12 protein-coding genes are annotated in these 15,653 nt (G+C 65.4%); 9 read left to right on the top strand and 3 right to left on the bottom strand.

Features of this window, described 5'->3' with window-relative positions; all coding sequences use genetic code 11:
• Positions 1-205, top strand: a 205-nt coding sequence (locus AC16DP_RS37740; protein WP_483956948.1) for a DUF3418 domain-containing protein, incomplete at its 5' end; no start/stop codon positions are given.
• Between the two features lie 105 nt (positions 206-310).
• On the top strand, positions 311-985 hold the full coding sequence (locus AC16DP_RS37735; RefSeq protein ID WP_329729624.1) for a transposase: 675 nt from the start codon (positions 311-313) through the stop codon (positions 983-985).
• A gap of 180 nt (positions 986-1,165) precedes the next feature.
• Here AC16DP_RS37735 and AC16DP_RS37730 read toward each other — a convergent pair whose 3' ends face one another.
• Together AC16DP_RS37730 and AC16DP_RS37725 are read right to left on the bottom strand one after the other, a co-directional pair.
• A complete protein-coding gene (locus AC16DP_RS37730; protein WP_329729623.1) occupies positions 1,166-4,108 on the bottom strand; it encodes a toxin VasX in 2,943 nt (980 codons plus the stop codon).
• On the bottom strand, positions 4,105-4,917 hold the full coding sequence (locus tag AC16DP_RS37725; RefSeq protein WP_329729622.1) for a hypothetical protein: 813 nt from the start codon (positions 4,915-4,917) through the stop codon (positions 4,105-4,107). The genes AC16DP_RS37730 and AC16DP_RS37725 overlap by 4 nt, the downstream gene beginning before the upstream one ends.
• Before the next feature lie 395 nt (positions 4,918-5,312).
• On the opposite strand from AC16DP_RS37725, the gene AC16DP_RS37720 reads away from it, so the two are divergent.
• From AC16DP_RS37720 to AC16DP_RS37695, 6 genes are all read left to right on the top strand, one after another.
• Positions 5,313-5,729: a hypothetical protein gene (locus AC16DP_RS37720; protein WP_329729621.1), complete on the top strand. Its 417-nt coding sequence runs from the start codon at positions 5,313-5,315 to the stop codon at positions 5,727-5,729.
• A gap of 244 nt (positions 5,730-5,973) precedes the next feature.
• Positions 5,974-7,656: a recombinase family protein gene (locus tag AC16DP_RS37715; protein ID WP_329729620.1), complete on the top strand. Its 1,683-nt coding sequence runs from the start codon at positions 5,974-5,976 to the stop codon at positions 7,654-7,656.
• A gap of 699 nt (positions 7,657-8,355) precedes the next feature.
• Complete coding sequence (locus AC16DP_RS37710; RefSeq protein WP_329729619.1) at positions 8,356-9,477, top strand: AAA family ATPase; 1,122 nt, start codon at positions 8,356-8,358, stop codon at positions 9,475-9,477.
• Entirely contained in the window at positions 9,461-10,042 is a 582-nt protein-coding gene (locus AC16DP_RS37705; protein WP_329729618.1) for a hypothetical protein, read from the top strand. Before AC16DP_RS37710 ends, AC16DP_RS37705 begins: the two co-directional genes overlap by 17 nt.
• Positions 10,043-10,604: 562 nt before the next feature.
• The gene (locus tag AC16DP_RS37700; RefSeq protein WP_329729617.1) at positions 10,605-13,193 is read left to right on the top strand and encodes a WD40/YVTN/BNR-like repeat-containing protein; all 2,589 of its coding nucleotides are present in this window, start codon (positions 10,605-10,607) and stop codon (positions 13,191-13,193) included.
• Positions 13,194-13,332: 139 nt separating this feature from the next.
• Complete coding sequence (locus AC16DP_RS37695) at positions 13,333-14,007, top strand: TVP38/TMEM64 family protein (RefSeq protein WP_329729627.1); 675 nt, start codon at positions 13,333-13,335, stop codon at positions 14,005-14,007.
• Here AC16DP_RS37695 and AC16DP_RS37690 read toward each other — a convergent pair.
• Positions 14,004-14,561, bottom strand: a complete 558-nt coding sequence (locus tag AC16DP_RS37690; protein ID WP_329729616.1) for a hypothetical protein — start codon at positions 14,559-14,561, stop codon at positions 14,004-14,006. The two genes, AC16DP_RS37695 and AC16DP_RS37690, sit on opposite strands and share 4 nt — an antisense overlap.
• 529 nt (positions 14,562-15,090) lie before the next feature.
• Between AC16DP_RS37690 and AC16DP_RS37685 the strand changes: the two genes are divergently transcribed.
• Entirely contained in the window at positions 15,091-15,639 is a 549-nt protein-coding gene (locus AC16DP_RS37685; protein ID WP_329729615.1) for a hypothetical protein, read from the top strand.
• The last annotated feature ends 14 nt before the right edge of the window (positions 15,640-15,653 follow it).

Here is a 15,653-nt window from a genome sequence, read left to right as displayed (position 1 = left end):
CAAGGACGCGGGGAAGGCCGAGCCCTTCACCCCCCTGTGGGAGACCTTCCTCGCCAGGCGCGCCACCGTGCGTGACCAGGAGGCGGCGCAGGAGCTTCGGTGGGCCTTCGAGGAGCTCCGCGTGGCCATCTTCGCTCCGGAGGTGACGACGCCCGTGTCGGTGACGGTGGCGAAGGTCGGCGCGGCCCTCGCGGCGCTGCGCTAGAAGCGAGTGGCTGTGCGTCCGCGACGTCCAGTTCTTCGGCTCGGCCTTGCAAGTGACGCCTCACTTCCACTCGCTGGTGCCGGACGGCGTCTTCGTGCCGGAGAGGTGGAGCGGCTGCTGAAGGTGGTGCGGCACCGGGTGCTGCGGCTGTTGGAGAAAAGAGGGGCCCTGCCCGCGCAAGGGCCCGAGGACGCGCTGCAGGCGTACCAGGCGCATTCCCCGCAGCAGCGACTGCGCTGGACGGAGGTGGACGTGCGGCCTCCTCCCCGAAAGCAGCCCCGGTGCACCTTCCTGGAGGGCTTCTCCCTGCACGCCAATACGCACCTGCATGCCAACGACAGGCAGGGACTGGAGCGGCTATGCCGCTACGGGGCACGCGGTGCGCTGGCGCTGGAACGTTTGTCACGAGCGGAGGACGGCCACATCACCTACCGCATGAAGCGCCCGCTGCCGGACGGCACCACGCACCTGCTCTTCACCGGGCTGGAGTTGCTGCGTCGCCTGGCATCCCTAGTGCCTCCGCCTCGGGCAAACCTCACGAGGTTCCACGGCGTCTTCGCTCCAGGCGCCAAACTGCGGCCATTTCTGCTCCCTCAAGCAGGTGCGGAGGAGGCGAGCGCGAGGCTTGAGGTAGCGGCCAGGAAGGAGCCGATGAAGGAGAAGACGCCGCGAGTGGACTGGGCAGAGTTGCTCAAGAGGACGTTCGACTTCGACGTGTTCGTCTGCGTGAGGTGTGGAGGCAGGCGAAAGGTGCTGGCGGATGTGACGGCCTACTCATAATGCCCCTCCTTCCTCCACACTTATTTGAGCCTGCCCATAGTCACCTGACTTGTAGCTCTGGGCTCTCTCTAACTTCATTGTTCCCAACCTTTACTACGCTGGCCGGACCAGCATGGTCGTCGACCTCAGCCTGCCACTCAGACTCCAGGCACAGTTGGCCCTTCGATTCCGAGACAGAAATCATCTACGGCTCACCTTCGTGCGCTTCTTGGAATCCATCGGGAGCACGAGCCGCGGTATCCCCTTCGCGTTGGGATGATACGAGAGTTCGACCTCGACCCCCCGGAACTGAGCGTCCTCCAGTTTGAGCTTTCCGCCATAGGCGTCATTCCTGATGGCTGGCGGTTCCAACCATCTGAACTGAGGGGAGCCATTCGAAAGGGGTTCACTACGTGCACTCAGCCTCTGTTCGTGCGGGTCGACCACTTGACCTTTCACGATCTTGGGTTGAATGATTTCATGAAAGATTTCACGACGACTCTCGCCTCGGACCAGCAGCGAGATCTTGCAGTCGATCACACTGTCTATTCCTGCTCCTGGCAGATCAATCCTGAAGCTGAACTCGGAACCGCTCCACGAGTCCTGGATCTCCATGGCCTTGGCATACACGACTTCATGCAGTGCATTCAACTCCTGTTCCGGTTCCTGGGCTGAATACTTCGCTCCTCCTACACCCTTCCCATAGAAAGACTTCCTGAGCCAAACCTCAAGCTTGTTATCTTCAGATTCCTTGGCAAACCAAAGAGATGTCACCCCGCCCGCCGCGAAGAAAACACTCGAGAAGAACCAGACGATTCCCGCCACGGGCGCACTCACCACCCCCAGCAGGATACCGACAATCGGGACGAAAGACGTCACCATGGAGCCCACTGCGAAACCACCCGCGGCCACGTGGAGCAACGCGGAGTCATAATCGTCAGCTCTCATTCGCTCATGAGCCTTGGAGGCGGCCTGTATGACATCCACGAGCGAAGACAATGATGACAGGACTCCAGCCTTCATCGCCATACTCGCGAAGACCTTGGTCCCCAACCGCTTCTGCATCCCATTGGAGTACATTTCCAACGCGAGCCCCGCGACTCCGAGGGTTCCCGACAGGACACTGAAGTACGCATCGGACTTATCGTCCTGGCCCGGATCGCGGCTGCTCTCGATGCTGTTGGACAGGTTGAGCATCTGGAGGGTCAGCCCCAACCAGGGCAGCGCCCCAGACGGGTTTTTTTTAAAATACTCCATCATTTCCCGAAATGGATTCACCTGTGGAGACGGCAACGCTCGAGCCGTCTCCTCCGTCAGCCAGAACTCGACCATGCGTGTCCTTTCCGCCGAGGACGAGTCCGCGCCGCTGGGCCCCACCAAGACCGCGCCGCTGGGCCCCACCACATGGACATGGACGCGCTTGCCGGTCGTCATCTCGGCATCGACCAACCGCTTGAGACGGGGATCGGGCGGTCCATGGGCGGCCTCCGCCAGCAGCCATGCCGCCTGGGAGAGACTGAGCGGAATGGTCCTGAGCTTGACGGTTATGTCTGTGCGAACCAATATGACACTCAGGACGCGTTTGAGCGCGATTTTGTAGAGTTCTGGTTCGCTCTGCTTCAATCGAATGAGTTGGTTGACCATGACCGCGCCGATGCGCATCAGGGCGTCGGGTTGGTCTCGCTTCTTCAGGTTCTCACGATACTTTAGGTTCTCACGATACTTTTTCACGCCCTCCATTATCTTGTCGGCCATATCAGTGATTTTGTCTGTCTTGCCGATATCTGTTCGCGACTCGCCCAGCATGAACTTGTCAAATCCAGCGTCGAGGGCCGTGAGGGCACCCCACAGCATGGCATTGGGATCGCTGAGGCTCTCCTTGAACCAGTCGTCCCACAGCTTTCTCTCGGCCTCGATGATGACGGCGCCGTCCAGACACAGGCTTGTCGCTTCCTGCCGGTCCTTGGCAGATTGATCGTCGGAGCGATCAAAATCACTCCACCATGCGCTCAAGGAACTGTTCAGTCTGGCCACGTCATGGGACATGCGGTTGATGCGCTTAAGGTCCCTGTCCATCTTGGTCTGGTAATCGTTCTTGTCGCGCTTCAATTGTTGATGTTCGTAGTGCGGCTTGTAGCGGTTCTCCCATTTTTTCGCTTGGTCGTTCCGCTTGAACATCTCCTCGAAGTGCAGGATGTATTCACCGACTCGTTGCGCGCGCTCGTTCTCCGCGACATACGCATTCATGCTTTGCACCTCGGCGTTGCGCAACGCATTGAGGTTGAATGCTAGCCCGAGGTCGTCCTTCAATACAAGGATGGCGCCATGCTTTTGCTTTCCCCTCTTTTCCCTGGTGACCTTCGCCATCATGCCAGCGAGCGCATCCGCGGCGTCGCTCCCACGCTCAGGAATGGGCGAGAGCAGGTTCCACGAGTTCCGCGAGTTGCTGTTGTACAGGCGCGGGCTGTTGCTCGGCATGATGGAGCCAGACAAATTCGAGTTCAGCCAGGATACGATTTTCTGTGGTGCGTAATCAGCCACCATGGTCTCAATATCTTTCCCCTTGACTTCCTTTGCATCGGATGAGCCCAACCGCACTACTTTTTGAGAGTGATCAATCGGGGAACCAGCCACGGCCGCCTTCACGTCGAGTTTGCTCATACGGTTGCGGCGGCTGCCCGCATCGGCAGCGTAGTTGGCCAGGACGGCATCGGTCCAGCGGTAGTAACTGAAAGCCAGCCACACCTCGCTGTGTTTGTCGGGATCGATGACGAGGAACCGCTCGTGCTTCAACTTGCATCCGAGCAGTTGGCCTTTTTCATTGATGGAGTAGGTGTCCCACATCAATGGCTTCGATGCGGTGGGCTTGAACACGTACAGGTAGCCAGATGGAAGCGTACGCAATACGTAGTTGTATTCTTCCAAGCCCGAGGCCCCCGCACTGATGTACAAACCGCCCAGTAGTGAAGCTTCCTTCGCGAGGTCGTCCGTAATCGGGGATTTTCGTGCCAGGGTACGCACCACCGGCAAGATCGCCAAACCCATGTCCGGTTGGGAGCAAGCCTCACAGATATTGTCCACTGGCCTCGAGCCGTCCGGGCATTTCGCGGGATCCGTGGGCGGTCTGCTTCCCGTGGTGCTCATGACCTCGCTCCGCGGCGTTCAAGCACGGATTGGGAACCCCTGCTCCGCGACAGGTTCTCGATCATTCTTCCGAGATAATGCATGGCCACACCTCGCAACCGCTCGAAACGTCCGAAGCCGCCGCTTGCCTTGCGTGCTGAAAGGGTCGCGGCGATCCAGGGAAATTGTGGATCCGTCAAGCAGCCATGGCCCAGCCCGAACATCAGCAAGGCGATGAGCGCCTCGTCAACCAAGGTCTGTGCGCCATGCGCTCGCGCCTGTGCGCGTGCGTGCCGGAGCAAGTCCCGAAGATCTTGCTCACCGACGTAACGCGACTTCTCGGGCCCAAGGACTTGAAGTTCCTCCAGCATCCATCGGTCCCATTCGGCGAACGGACCGATGGCTGGCTTCAGGCCGACAGCCCGAGCACGCCGCAGTGCATCCAGGGTGTACTGGCCGTCGGGACCGGCCGCGGCGTCCAGGAAAGTGCTCGTGGCGCGGTAGAGTTCGTGCGCACGGATACCTTGGAGTTCGTCCGCCAGCTCCTGTCCGAGGATCGTGGCGGCCCACGGAAACTGTGGATCGGAATCGAAGTCGCTGCCCAGGGTAAACATGACCTCGATGTACAAGCGCACCGGCCCACGCTGGGTCCATCCATGCCCGTTTGCCCGTTGAATGCCCAGCTCGATGATCGACCGCAGCGTCTTCGGCCGGAGGCTCCGTGCATGCACCGGAGTGAACTGGTGCAGATGGCCGAGCATCTCCTCGACAAAGCTTTGCCGCGATAGCCGCCTGAAGACTTGTAGCTGCTCTTTCGTGATTCTGAGCATAAAGGGTCCACCTGCCTCTGGAGGGTCGGCTCCAGTCCTGTTTTAGGGTCGCCTGGATACGGCTCGTGAACGTAAGGCCCTGACAAGGGGGGCGCCATTTTTTTGGATGGGAGACGATCCGGAATCCACCCAGGGAGTCTTTGTCTCAACCGTTCGCGGCATCATGGCGTATAGGAGGCATGGGGGCCCTGTTGAGCCCTGGGGGTTGGAGCAGAGAGGCAGGGGAAGGCTGCTGACGGGAGCCCAAGAGAAGTGCGCCATGCCGGTGCACTCACCGTGCAGCCCCCTTGAGGCACACGTCGGCCCTGCCGTCCTGCCAGCAGGGGCAGCTCAGGGAAGCAGGGGGCTTGGGCCTGTTGGCTGTGGCTGCTCAAGCCTCAACACCACGCGACCTTATGTGGCCCTCGCTGCCCGCGCAAGGGCCCCAGGACGCGCTGCGGGCGTACCAGGCGCACTCCCTGCAGCAGCGGCTGCGCTGGACGGAGGTGGACGTGCGGCCCCCTCCCCGAAAGCAGCCCCGGTGCGCCTTCCTGGAAGGCTTCTCCCTGCATGCCAATACGCACCTTCACGAGAACGACAGGCAGGGCCTGGAGCTCCCTCAAGCAGGTGCGGAGGAGGCGAGCGCGAGGCTTGAGGTAGCGGCCAGGAAGGAGCCGATGAAGGAGAAGACGCCGCGAGTGGACTGGGCCGAGTTGCTCAAGAGGACGTTCGACTTCGACGTGTTCAAGACGCAAACGGCAAAAACCCCATCCGCTTCTCGCTGCACCGCCGGGTCTTCAGGCTGTCCAGGCGCCCGTCGGCTTCGCGCGTAGCCGCTCAGCCAGGCGACCCATGTCCTCAGCAGCAGAGGCCGTCAGGCGAGCGGGATGGGCAAGCGTGTTTGGAAAGTGAAGTGGAGGGCGCGCCCGGCCCCGGACGGCGAGGAGCGGCTGAGCAGGGCCGTCAGGCTGCTGCTGGAGGCAGCCCGCAGCGGCTCGTCGGCAAGAAAGACAGGCCCCGGGGCAGCGTCGCTCAGTCAGGAGCCAAGGGGCCAGGAGGACAGCAAGGAGGAGGGCCATGACACAGAGGACGGCGATGTATGCGCGAGTGTCGACGACGCGCCAGCAGGAGGAGAGGACGGTGGCCTCGCAGCTGGCGGCCCTGGAGAAGGCCGCTGAGGGCATGGGGCTGGTGGTGGCCGCCGAGCACCGCTACGTGGATGAGGGCTACAGCGGCTCACGCCTGGACAGGCCCGGCCTGGATGCGCTGCGGGACGCTGCCGCTGACGGCCTGCTCGACCTGGTGCTGGTGTACGCCCCTGACAGACTGGCTCGCAACTACGTCCACCAGCAGATTGTCCTGGAGGAATTGGGCAAGCGCGGCGTGCAGGTGCACTTCCTGGAGCGGCCCGTCAGCCAGAAACCCGAGGACCTGCTGCTGGTGCAGATGCAGGGCGTGATTGCCGAGTACGAGCGGGCCAAGATTCTGGAGCGCACCCGCCGCGGGCGTATGCACAAGGTGAAAAGCGGGCAGATGCTGCCCTTCTACAATCCCCCGTACGGCTACCGGGTGGTGCGCACGCCCCAGGTGCCTCAGGGCATCATCGTCCTGGACGAAGAGGAGGCCACGCACGTGCGCCAGATGTTCCGCTGGGTGTTGGAGGAGGACCTCAGTGCGCGTCAGGTGGCCAGGCGCCTCAATGCCCAGGGGGTCCGCCCGCGCAAAGCCAACCTGTGGCGCCAGTCCACGGTGTATACCCTTCTCACCAATCCGGCCTACGCGGGCATGGCCACCTACGGAAAACGCGAGCCGGTGGAACCCACCCGGCCACGCCACCCTGGCAAGTACCGCAAGAACGCCAAGAGCAGCCACCGGGCGCGACCCAGGGCGCAATGGCTGCAGGTGCCTGTGCCTGCCGTGGTGGGAGAGCAAGAGCAGCGCGAAGTGCGAGAGCGTCTGGCGCGCAACAAGCTGCTGAGCCCGCGCAATGTCCGCCACGACTACCTGCTGCGCTCGCTGGTGGTGTGCGGTGGGTGCGGTTTGAGGATGGAATGCCACCACCTGACCCATCGCCAACGACACCCCTACGAGTACCACTACTACGCCTGCCAGCGTCGCTCCGCGGTGGACACCGGCCGCGCCGAGCGCTGCACCGCCCGGCGCGTGAGAGCTGAGGAACTCGATGCGGTGGTGTGGAAGGCTTTATGTGATTGGCTCCAGCAGCCGCAGATGCTTCAGAAGGAGGTGGAAACCTGGCAGGAGCGCCGTGAGAACTCGCAGGCCGCGAACCAGGAGAGAGCGCGGCTGGAAGGGGCCTGCCGGCACTTGCAGGGGCAGATTGACCGGCTCATCGACGCCTACCAACAGGGCGCCATCGAGGTAGAGGAGCTCAAGGTCCGGCGCGAGCGGCTGGAAGCTTCGCTCCAGGCCACGCGCACGCGAGTCGAGCACCTGGAGGCTCAACACGCCGAGGGGGCACGCATGGAGCGGCTGGGGGCCGACCTCGAGGCGTTCGCCGCAGCCATCCGGGACGGCTTGGAGGCGCTCGACTTCGCCGGGCGCCAACGCCTCGTCCGCTTGCTCGTCGAGCGGGTCATCGTGCTGGGGGAGGACGTCACCATCGAGCATGCCGTCCCCCTCTCCGGCCGTTTTTGTCGTTTGCGTCCTGATGATCGATGTGCTCGCGTGCTTGAGGTGTGGAGGCAGGCGGCGGGTCTTGGCGTACGTGAAGGGAGCAGCAGGGGGTGCGCGCGATTCTAGAGCACCTGGGGTTGCCCACGAGCCTGGCCCCGGCGCGGGGCTGGCAGCGAGGCGCAGGGCTCCCTGGCACGAAGGGACCCGGGCCCTCTGGCGAGTGAGGCCCGGTTCGGGATGGCATCTGCCACGCGGGCCCTCTCGTGCTCCCATGCGGCACGGGAGGCGGATGGCACGTCCCTTCGTCTGACGGGAAGCAGGGGCGGGAGCGCGCTGGCGAAGGAAACGAAGCCGGGCGGGGAGGCCGTCAGGAAGTCGGAGTGCAGCAGGCCGCGTCCAGGTCGCTCAAGCCCCTCCGAGGGGCGGGGAGCGTACGAGCGCTGGCCAGCACTGAACGCATGAGCCTGCCCCTCCCTGGGGACCATCCGGGCCGGCGTGTGCCCAATAGGGCCGCACCGCGTCTCCACCGGCCCGGCTCGATTGGAGGCGGCGGGAATCGAAGCCGCGAAGGGCGGATCCGCCCTCCCTCGGGACCTGAGGCACAACCCCGTTTTCCCTCTGGAAATGGAGAGCGGGTGGAGCCCCGCAGCACCCTGAACGTGCGCCGCGCGGCACCGCAACCACGGTACCTGGGGGCAGGTCCACCCCAGCAGGTCCATTGGCACGGGAGCGTGACACTCCCAGAAGTCTCCGATTGTACGTGTCCATTCCAGCGTGTTACCCCACCTGCCTACACCGCACCGCAGCCGTGCTCCGGGGTGAGGCATGCTGAAGCGACTCTACGCCGACAACTACAAGTCCCTCTTCAACTTCGAGTTTCAACCGGCGGCGGTGAACCTCCTCGTGGGCCGCAACGGCTCGGGCAAGACGTCGCTCTTCGAGGTGCTCGGGGGCCTGCAGGATCTGCTCGTCTGGGATAAGGAGGCCTCGGCGGCCTTCCCCACGGAGACCCTCTCACGCACCCGGAAGGACTCGCGGCAACGGTTCGAGCTAGAGGTCCAGCAGCCCAACGAGGGCACCTTCCGGTATGTGCTCGAACTCCACCATGAGCGTGAAAAGCAGGTGACCAGGATTCAGCAGGAGAAGCTGGAGTTCGAAGGTCTCCTCCTATTCGAGAGCAACGAGTCCGGAGTCACTCTCTACGAAGGAGCTCTCATCCCCGGCGCTCTCAAACCAGGTTTGTTCTTTCATTACACGTCCGAACGCTCCTACATCGCAACGATCGAGCCCGGGAATTCTCCCAGGATCGCCTGGTTCCGGCAATTCCTGGCAAACATCTGGCTACTGAATCTGGATGTCCGCAGCATCGGCGCCACCAGCCAGCGCGAGACACCCTTCCTGGAGCGCAATGCCAACAACTTTGCCTCCTGGTACCGCCACACGCTGCAAGAGCAGCCGGACGCCATTGCAGTGGCCAATGAGAACCTCCGAAAAGTCCTCCCTGGATTTCGCACGCTGAAGGCCATGGCCAGCGGCCGAGCGAAGGTGTTGACCGCCAGCTTCAATTGGCCCGGGGCAGGGGCGTACGATCTCGATTTCACCGAGCTGTCCGAGGGGCAGCGGACCCTCGTGGTGCTCTACGCGCTGCTGCACGCGAGCGCGAAGGGCGCCTCGCTGGTCTGCTTCGACGAGCCCGACAACTTCATTGAGCTGGCGGAACTCCAGCCATGGCTGGTCCGGCTCAGCGAGATTTCCCGTGAGGCGGGTAACCAGCTCCTCATCATCTCTCATAACCCGGAGGTGATTGATTACCTGGCGGCGGACCATGCGTGGATCTTCTCCAGGCCAGGAGGAGGGCCCACGCGGCTCAAGCCGCTGAAGATCGATCTCGAGGAGGGCTTACGGGCTTCCGACTGGCTTCGGGGGCGCTATGGCGAAGAAGAATGAGCCGCTGCGCATCACCCTCTTGTGCGAGGACCGGATGCAGGAGCAGTTCTTCGCCGCCATCTGTGAGGAGGAGGGTTGGCAGGTCCTCGACAGGCGTGTCGCGCCCAAGGGGGTACGCTCGGCGGAGCAGTGGGTGCGGGAGCAACTCCCCACATGGGTTCTGCAGTACCGCAAGTGGCGGCGTGAGAATCGGGCCCTGATGGTAGGCATTGATGGGGATAAGGTGGGCGTGCCCGGACGACGGGATTCGCTCAACGCCCGGCTGCGTGGCCAGGGCCAGGCCGCCATGGACCCTGGCGAAGCCATTGCCCTGATGGTGCCCACCTGGAGCATCGAGACGTGGATCCTCTACCTGCATCACGGAGAACTGGTGCCCGAGAGCGAGCAAAGCAAGGATTTTTTGCCCGCCAGGCTCCGTGCCCAGGAGCATGGCACCCTGACCCGCCAAGCCATGCGTAATGTGCAGTCCGCCTGGTCGCGAAGAGAGGTGCACCCGGACCTGCCTTCGTTGGAGGCAGGCTGGGCCGAGTGTAGAAGACTCCAGCTGTTGCGCGCTCCAGCCTGACTCCATGGGGACTCATCGAGGTGGGATGGCTCCCATGCTACGGTAGCGAGCTGTGCAGCGACGGGCTCATTCCCTGGGTTCCCCGGAAGCTCTTGGATTCTCCGCCCAAAGCTGGAGCCCGTCAGGTCGTAAGCGGCCCCGGAGACGTCACCCGAGGCGTTGTTGCTGAGTCCGGAGAGGCGGACCACCAGGCGCTGGTGGGTCTCCCCGGCACTTCCGAAAGCGAGCCACTCGCGGGTGTCCGTCGCGTCGCCGTTGAAGTCGTCGCTGAGTGTATGGGCTTTCGACACGGTGCGCTCCTCACGGCCAGGGCTCATCCCCGCCGTGTGTCTGGGGATACGGGAGCCCTCTGACAGGCATTGATGGGCGTCAGGGCGCCGCAATCCGTCCGGGATGAAAGTCAGGCTGTCTGGTTGGAAGCGCCCACCGCCGCCACAGCACATTTCCCTCACTCCTGAAAAACTTGTTTTTCCCGGATGCCGGGTGCTATGAGCGCGCCCAGGCTCCGGCCACCATCCCCCACCCCCGAAACCCGCAACGCACTCCGAATGGAGGAGAACCCGTGAAGCATCAATCCCGATGGCCCGCCCGTGTGATGGTGAGCGCCCTGTTGGCGCTCGGTGGTACCGCATGGGCTGAAGAAGAAGAGGAGTACTCCCGCCCCTCCGAGCGCCGCGGGAAGAACCGCGACGACAGCTACCAGATTGAACAGCGCCAGCGCTGGTTCATCGAGTCGCGCGGGCTCGACCGCGTCCCCAACGCCAACGCCGAGCGCGCCCGGGCGGCGCGCGAGCTGAAGGACCAGGTGAGCGCCCGGGCCATGATGCTGGGCCCCGGCGAGGTGTGGCAGTCCATCGGCCCCTCGTCCATGCAGATGGGCAGCTGGGTGATGGGCCGCGTCTCCGGCCGCACCAACGTCATCGTCCCCCACCCCACCGACGAGAACACCGTGTACTTCGGCGGGGCCGCCGGCGGCGTGTGGAAGACCACCGACGCGGGCGCCTCGTGGACGCCGCTCTTCGACTCCGTGGGCACCCTGCCCATCGGCTCCATCTTCGTGGAGCCCTCCGCCCCCAGCAACGTGTGGGTGGGCACCGGTGACAAGAACGGGGGCGGCTGCGCCGGCTACTTCGGCCAGGGCGTCTTCCTGAGCCAGGACGGCGGCTCCACCTGGGCGGCGAAGAATGGCAGCGGCACCACCAACATGCCCCTGTCCATCGTCAACGCGGTGGCCGTGCAGCCCACCAACACCAACGTGGTGCTCGCCGGTGGCTCCGGCACCTGCAGCAGCACCGGCTCCCTGTCCGGCGCCGGCATGTTCCGCTCCACGGACCGCGGCGCCACCTGGACGCGCGTGCTGAGCGTCAACGTGGAGGACATCGTCTTCGTCCCCGGCTCGGCCACCGTGTACGCGGCCGCTCCGGGCTCCGGCGTCTACAAGTCCACCGACGGCGGCGCCACCTGGTCCATCGCCATCTCCGGCATGACCGTCTCCGGCTCGCGCATGCGCCTGGCCATGTCCCCCAGCAACAGCAACGTCCTCTACGTGCTGATGGGCGGCAACGTCTACCGCACCCTCGACGGCGCGGCCACCTGGACGCTGCGCTCCAGCACCGCCTGCGAGGGCCAGTGCACCTACAACCAGGCCATCTCCGTGCACCCCACCAACACGAACGCCATCCTCGTGGGCACCATCCGTCCGTCCATGTCCACCGACGGCGGCGCCACCTACACCTTCCTCACCACCGGCTGGGGCAGCAGCCAGAAGGTGCACCAGGACATCCACGTGGTGCTGTTCTCCAGGACGAACGGCAACCGCTTCTGGATTGGCGGTGACGGCGGCCTGTGGCGCACCGACGACAACGGCGCCAACTTCACCAACATGAACTCCAACCTCAATGTCACGCAGTTCTATGACATTGCGGTGCACCCCTCGAACTCGGACATCGTGTTCGGCGGCGCGCAGGACAACTCCTCGCTGAGCCGCAGCAACAGCATCGTGTGGAACCTGACGCAGGTGACGGGTGACGGCTTCATGAACGCGCTGGACCCGGCCAACCCCAACATCGTCTTCCAGACGAGCTACCCCTCGGGCGGCTACCCGAAAATCCTCCGCTCCACCTCGGGCGGCGGCGCGGGAACCTTCAGCTACCTGCCGAGCACGGGCCTCACCTCCTCCAGCAACTTCCCCTGGGTGACGCCGCTGGCCGTGGGCAATGGCTACCTCTTCGTGGCCTCGGACGTGGTGTACCGCGGCGTCACGTCCGCCAGCCCGTTCACCTGGACGGCCGTGTCCGGAAACGTTGGCCGGGTGTCCGTCATCACGCCCATGCAGCAGGGCGCCATGCTCCCCACCTACGTGGGCACCGCCGCCGGCCGCGTCTACTTCTCCGCGGACGCGGCCAGCGCGAGCCCCACCTTCACGGACGTCACCGGCAACTACCCGGGCGGCAACGTGTCGGACGTGGCCATGACGCCGGGCAACCCGCAGCGCGTGTTCATCACCCGCTCGGGCTTCGGCGCCTCGCGCCTCTACCGCTCCACCACCGGAGGCACCACCTGGACGGCGGTGGGCGCCGGCCTGCCCAACGTCCCGGCCAACTCGGTGGCCATTGATCCGCTCGACACCCAGCGTGTCTTCGTGGGCACCGACGTGGGCGTGTACGAGAGCACCGACGGCGGTGACAACTTCATCGCCTTCTCGCTCGGCCTGCCGCTGGGCCTGGTGGTGATGGACCTCGAGGTGGATGACTCGCCGCACTTCCTGCACGCCGGCACCTACGGCCGCGGCGCGTGGAAGGTGGCGCTGGCGGGTGGAAGCACCCCGGGCGGAAACACCTTCAGCTACACCGCGGCCAACACCACCAGCGCCACGGTGAACACGGCCAAGAAGGTCATCGCCCTGACGGCGGGCCAGACGCTCACCCTGGGCACCTGCGGCGTGACGGGCGCCTCGTTCTCCGGCGACACCTACCTGCGCCTCTTCAACCCGGGCGGCACCGAGGTCATCTCCAACGACGACGCGTGCGGCGGCCAGGGCTCCAACTTCACGTACACCGTCCCGGCCGGCGCCGGGGGCAACTACGAGCTGCGCGCCGGCTGCTTCTCGAGCGGCAGCTGCAGCGGCACCGCCGCCTGGACCGTGCAGTAGGCCTCGCCGGGCCTGGGGCGGCCGGGTGAAGTGTTGCCCGGACCGCCCCGGTCCTCCCCGGCCCCCCGAACGTATCAGGCGATTCGGGGGGCGGGTTAGAGTGGGCCTCCATGAAGCACCTGAAAGCAGTCCGCCCGTGATGATGGAGAGAGCGACGGAGGCCCCGGTGTCCCGGGCTCGCACGGTGGCGGGGTGGACCGCGCTGGGAGCCCTGCTCCTCACGGCCATCCTCGTGCCCTTCTTCCTCTGGGAGGACCGCATCCACGCGGCCACCACGGCCTTCCTCCAGATGCCCCACTCGCGGGGGTGGATGGCCGGGGTGCTCGCGGGGCTGCTGGCGGCGGACATCGTGCTGCCGGTGCCCTCCAGCCTCGTCAACCTGGCCGCGGGCAGTCTGCTGGGGCTCTGGGCCGGCACGGCGGTGTCGTGGGTGGGCCTGATGGGGAGCTCGGTGGCGGGCTACCTCCTCGGGCAGGGCGCCAGCGCCACCGCGCTGCGGCGGCTGGTGGGCCACGACGAGGGACGCGCGGCCCGCGTCACCTCGGCCCTGGGCCCCTGGGCGCTGGTGGTGTGCCGGGGCGTGCCCGTCCTCGCCGAGGCCTCGGTGGTGCTCGCCGGCTTCAACCGCATGCCCTGGCGGCGCTTCCTCGCCGTCTGCGCGCTGTCCAACCTGGGCATCGCCGCCGCGTACTCGGCCATTGGCGCCTACGCGGTGGACACCGGCTCGTTCCTCGTGGCCTTCGCCGGTGCCGTCTGCGTCCCCGCCCTCGGCTTCTTCCTCACCCGCGGGCTCCAGGCACGGCCCGCGCGCTAGAAGCCCCCGCCCACCGTCAGGCTCACCGCCGGCTGGAACTCCGACTGCGGGTTGGCCAGCTGCGGCGCGTACCGCAGCCAGGCCATGCTGAAGCTCAGCTCGCCCACCAGGTCGAAGCCCCCGATGACCGGGTAGAGGCCCCGGATGCCCAGCGACGCCTCCGGCCCCGCCGTCTCCATGCCGCGCGGCCCCACCCCGAGGAACTGGAAGCCCGGGTCGTCCCGGCCAATCTGCAGCTCGGTGAACCCCACCCCCACGCGCGGCTGGAGCCAGCCAATCTCCGTCTTCCAGTTCGTCAGCGTGTACTTGCCCCGGAAATGCGCCAGCTCGGGCGATTCCGCATGGTGCAGGATTTCGCTCCCGGTGCCGCACGCCTCCAGGCTCCAGGCCTCCAGCGGGGAGATCTCCAGGCACATCTCCATCCGGTTGCTGCCCGTGCTCGCCCCGAAGCGGAGGTTGATGAAGTCCCGCGTGGGAATGTCCCTCGCGTGCGCCGTGACTTCCTGGGCCGCCACTTCCTGCTCCGCGGACCAGGCCAGCGTGGACCCGAGCATCCACGGTACGCCCACCAGAGCAGCGATTCGCCTTCCCAGAAGACTTCCGTGCCGACGCATGTGTCCCTCCCTGGCGAGAGGGTCCACGGGTGCCCCGGCCCTCTCGCTCGGCGCACCAGCATAGGGGGCGGCGCGGGCCGGAGCCACGATTTGGTTTCCGTGAGGACTCCGGGCTCCGCGGGAGGACCCCACGGTGAACGGACCGGTAGACCCTCACCCCAGCCCTCTCCCAGAGGGAGAGGGAGCATGCACGGACTCAACCTGGGGCCCTCGCCATCCGGATGCGGGTCATCGCCTCCAGCAACGTCACTCCCAATGACAGCCCCAGGAACAGCACCGACACCGGCAACACCACCCTCCTCGTCCCCCGCTGCTCCACCAGGTGCAACCCCTCCGGGTCCGTTGTTCCAGAACTTGTCCAACAGTTGGACAAGTTCGTGACGAGTGCGCCCGGAGTGCTTCCCGTCTCGCTTCGCCCACCTACCATGGGCCATTTCCCCATACGGCCCTCGGGCCTGGAGGTGGACTCATGGTTCCCACGACGTGGCGCTTCGCCCTCTGTCTCGCCGTGCTCTCCGTGAGCGGGTGCGCGGGCCAGCGCATGGAGGCGGCCCGCTCCCAGGAGGCTTCGCGCCCCCGGTGCTCCAATCCCGCGGGCCGGTACTCGATTGTCTATCCCTCCGGCTGGACGACGAACACGGGCAAGGGTGTGGAGCCCTGCCGCTTCTTCCACCCCACTCCCTTCGAGGTTCAGCCCAATAGCGAGGAGCCGCTCGTCGCCGTCTCCGTGAAGCGCGAGCCCATGCCGCTCGATGCCTTCGTCCAGGGCAGCACGGGCTCCAGCAATGAGGTCCTCCAGCAGGAACGGCTCACCCTCGCCGGGCACCCCGCCGTGCGTCTGGAATTGCGCGCCACCCAGGACTCTCCCCTGCTTCCCCCGGGCACCCGCGAGTACCTCTATGCCATCGGTGATGGGGACTCCGTCGTCCGCGTCAGCACCCTCGCCGTGCGCGGGCTCGACTACGCGGGCAACCAGGCCGTCGTGGATGAGATGGTGCGCTCGCTCGAGCTGCGCTGAGTCTCCGGGGCCTC

Source organism: Archangium sp. (assembly GCF_057119385.1).
The sequence above is the reverse complement of the archived record's forward strand: the minus strand, read 5'-3'. Positions and strand labels throughout refer to the sequence as shown.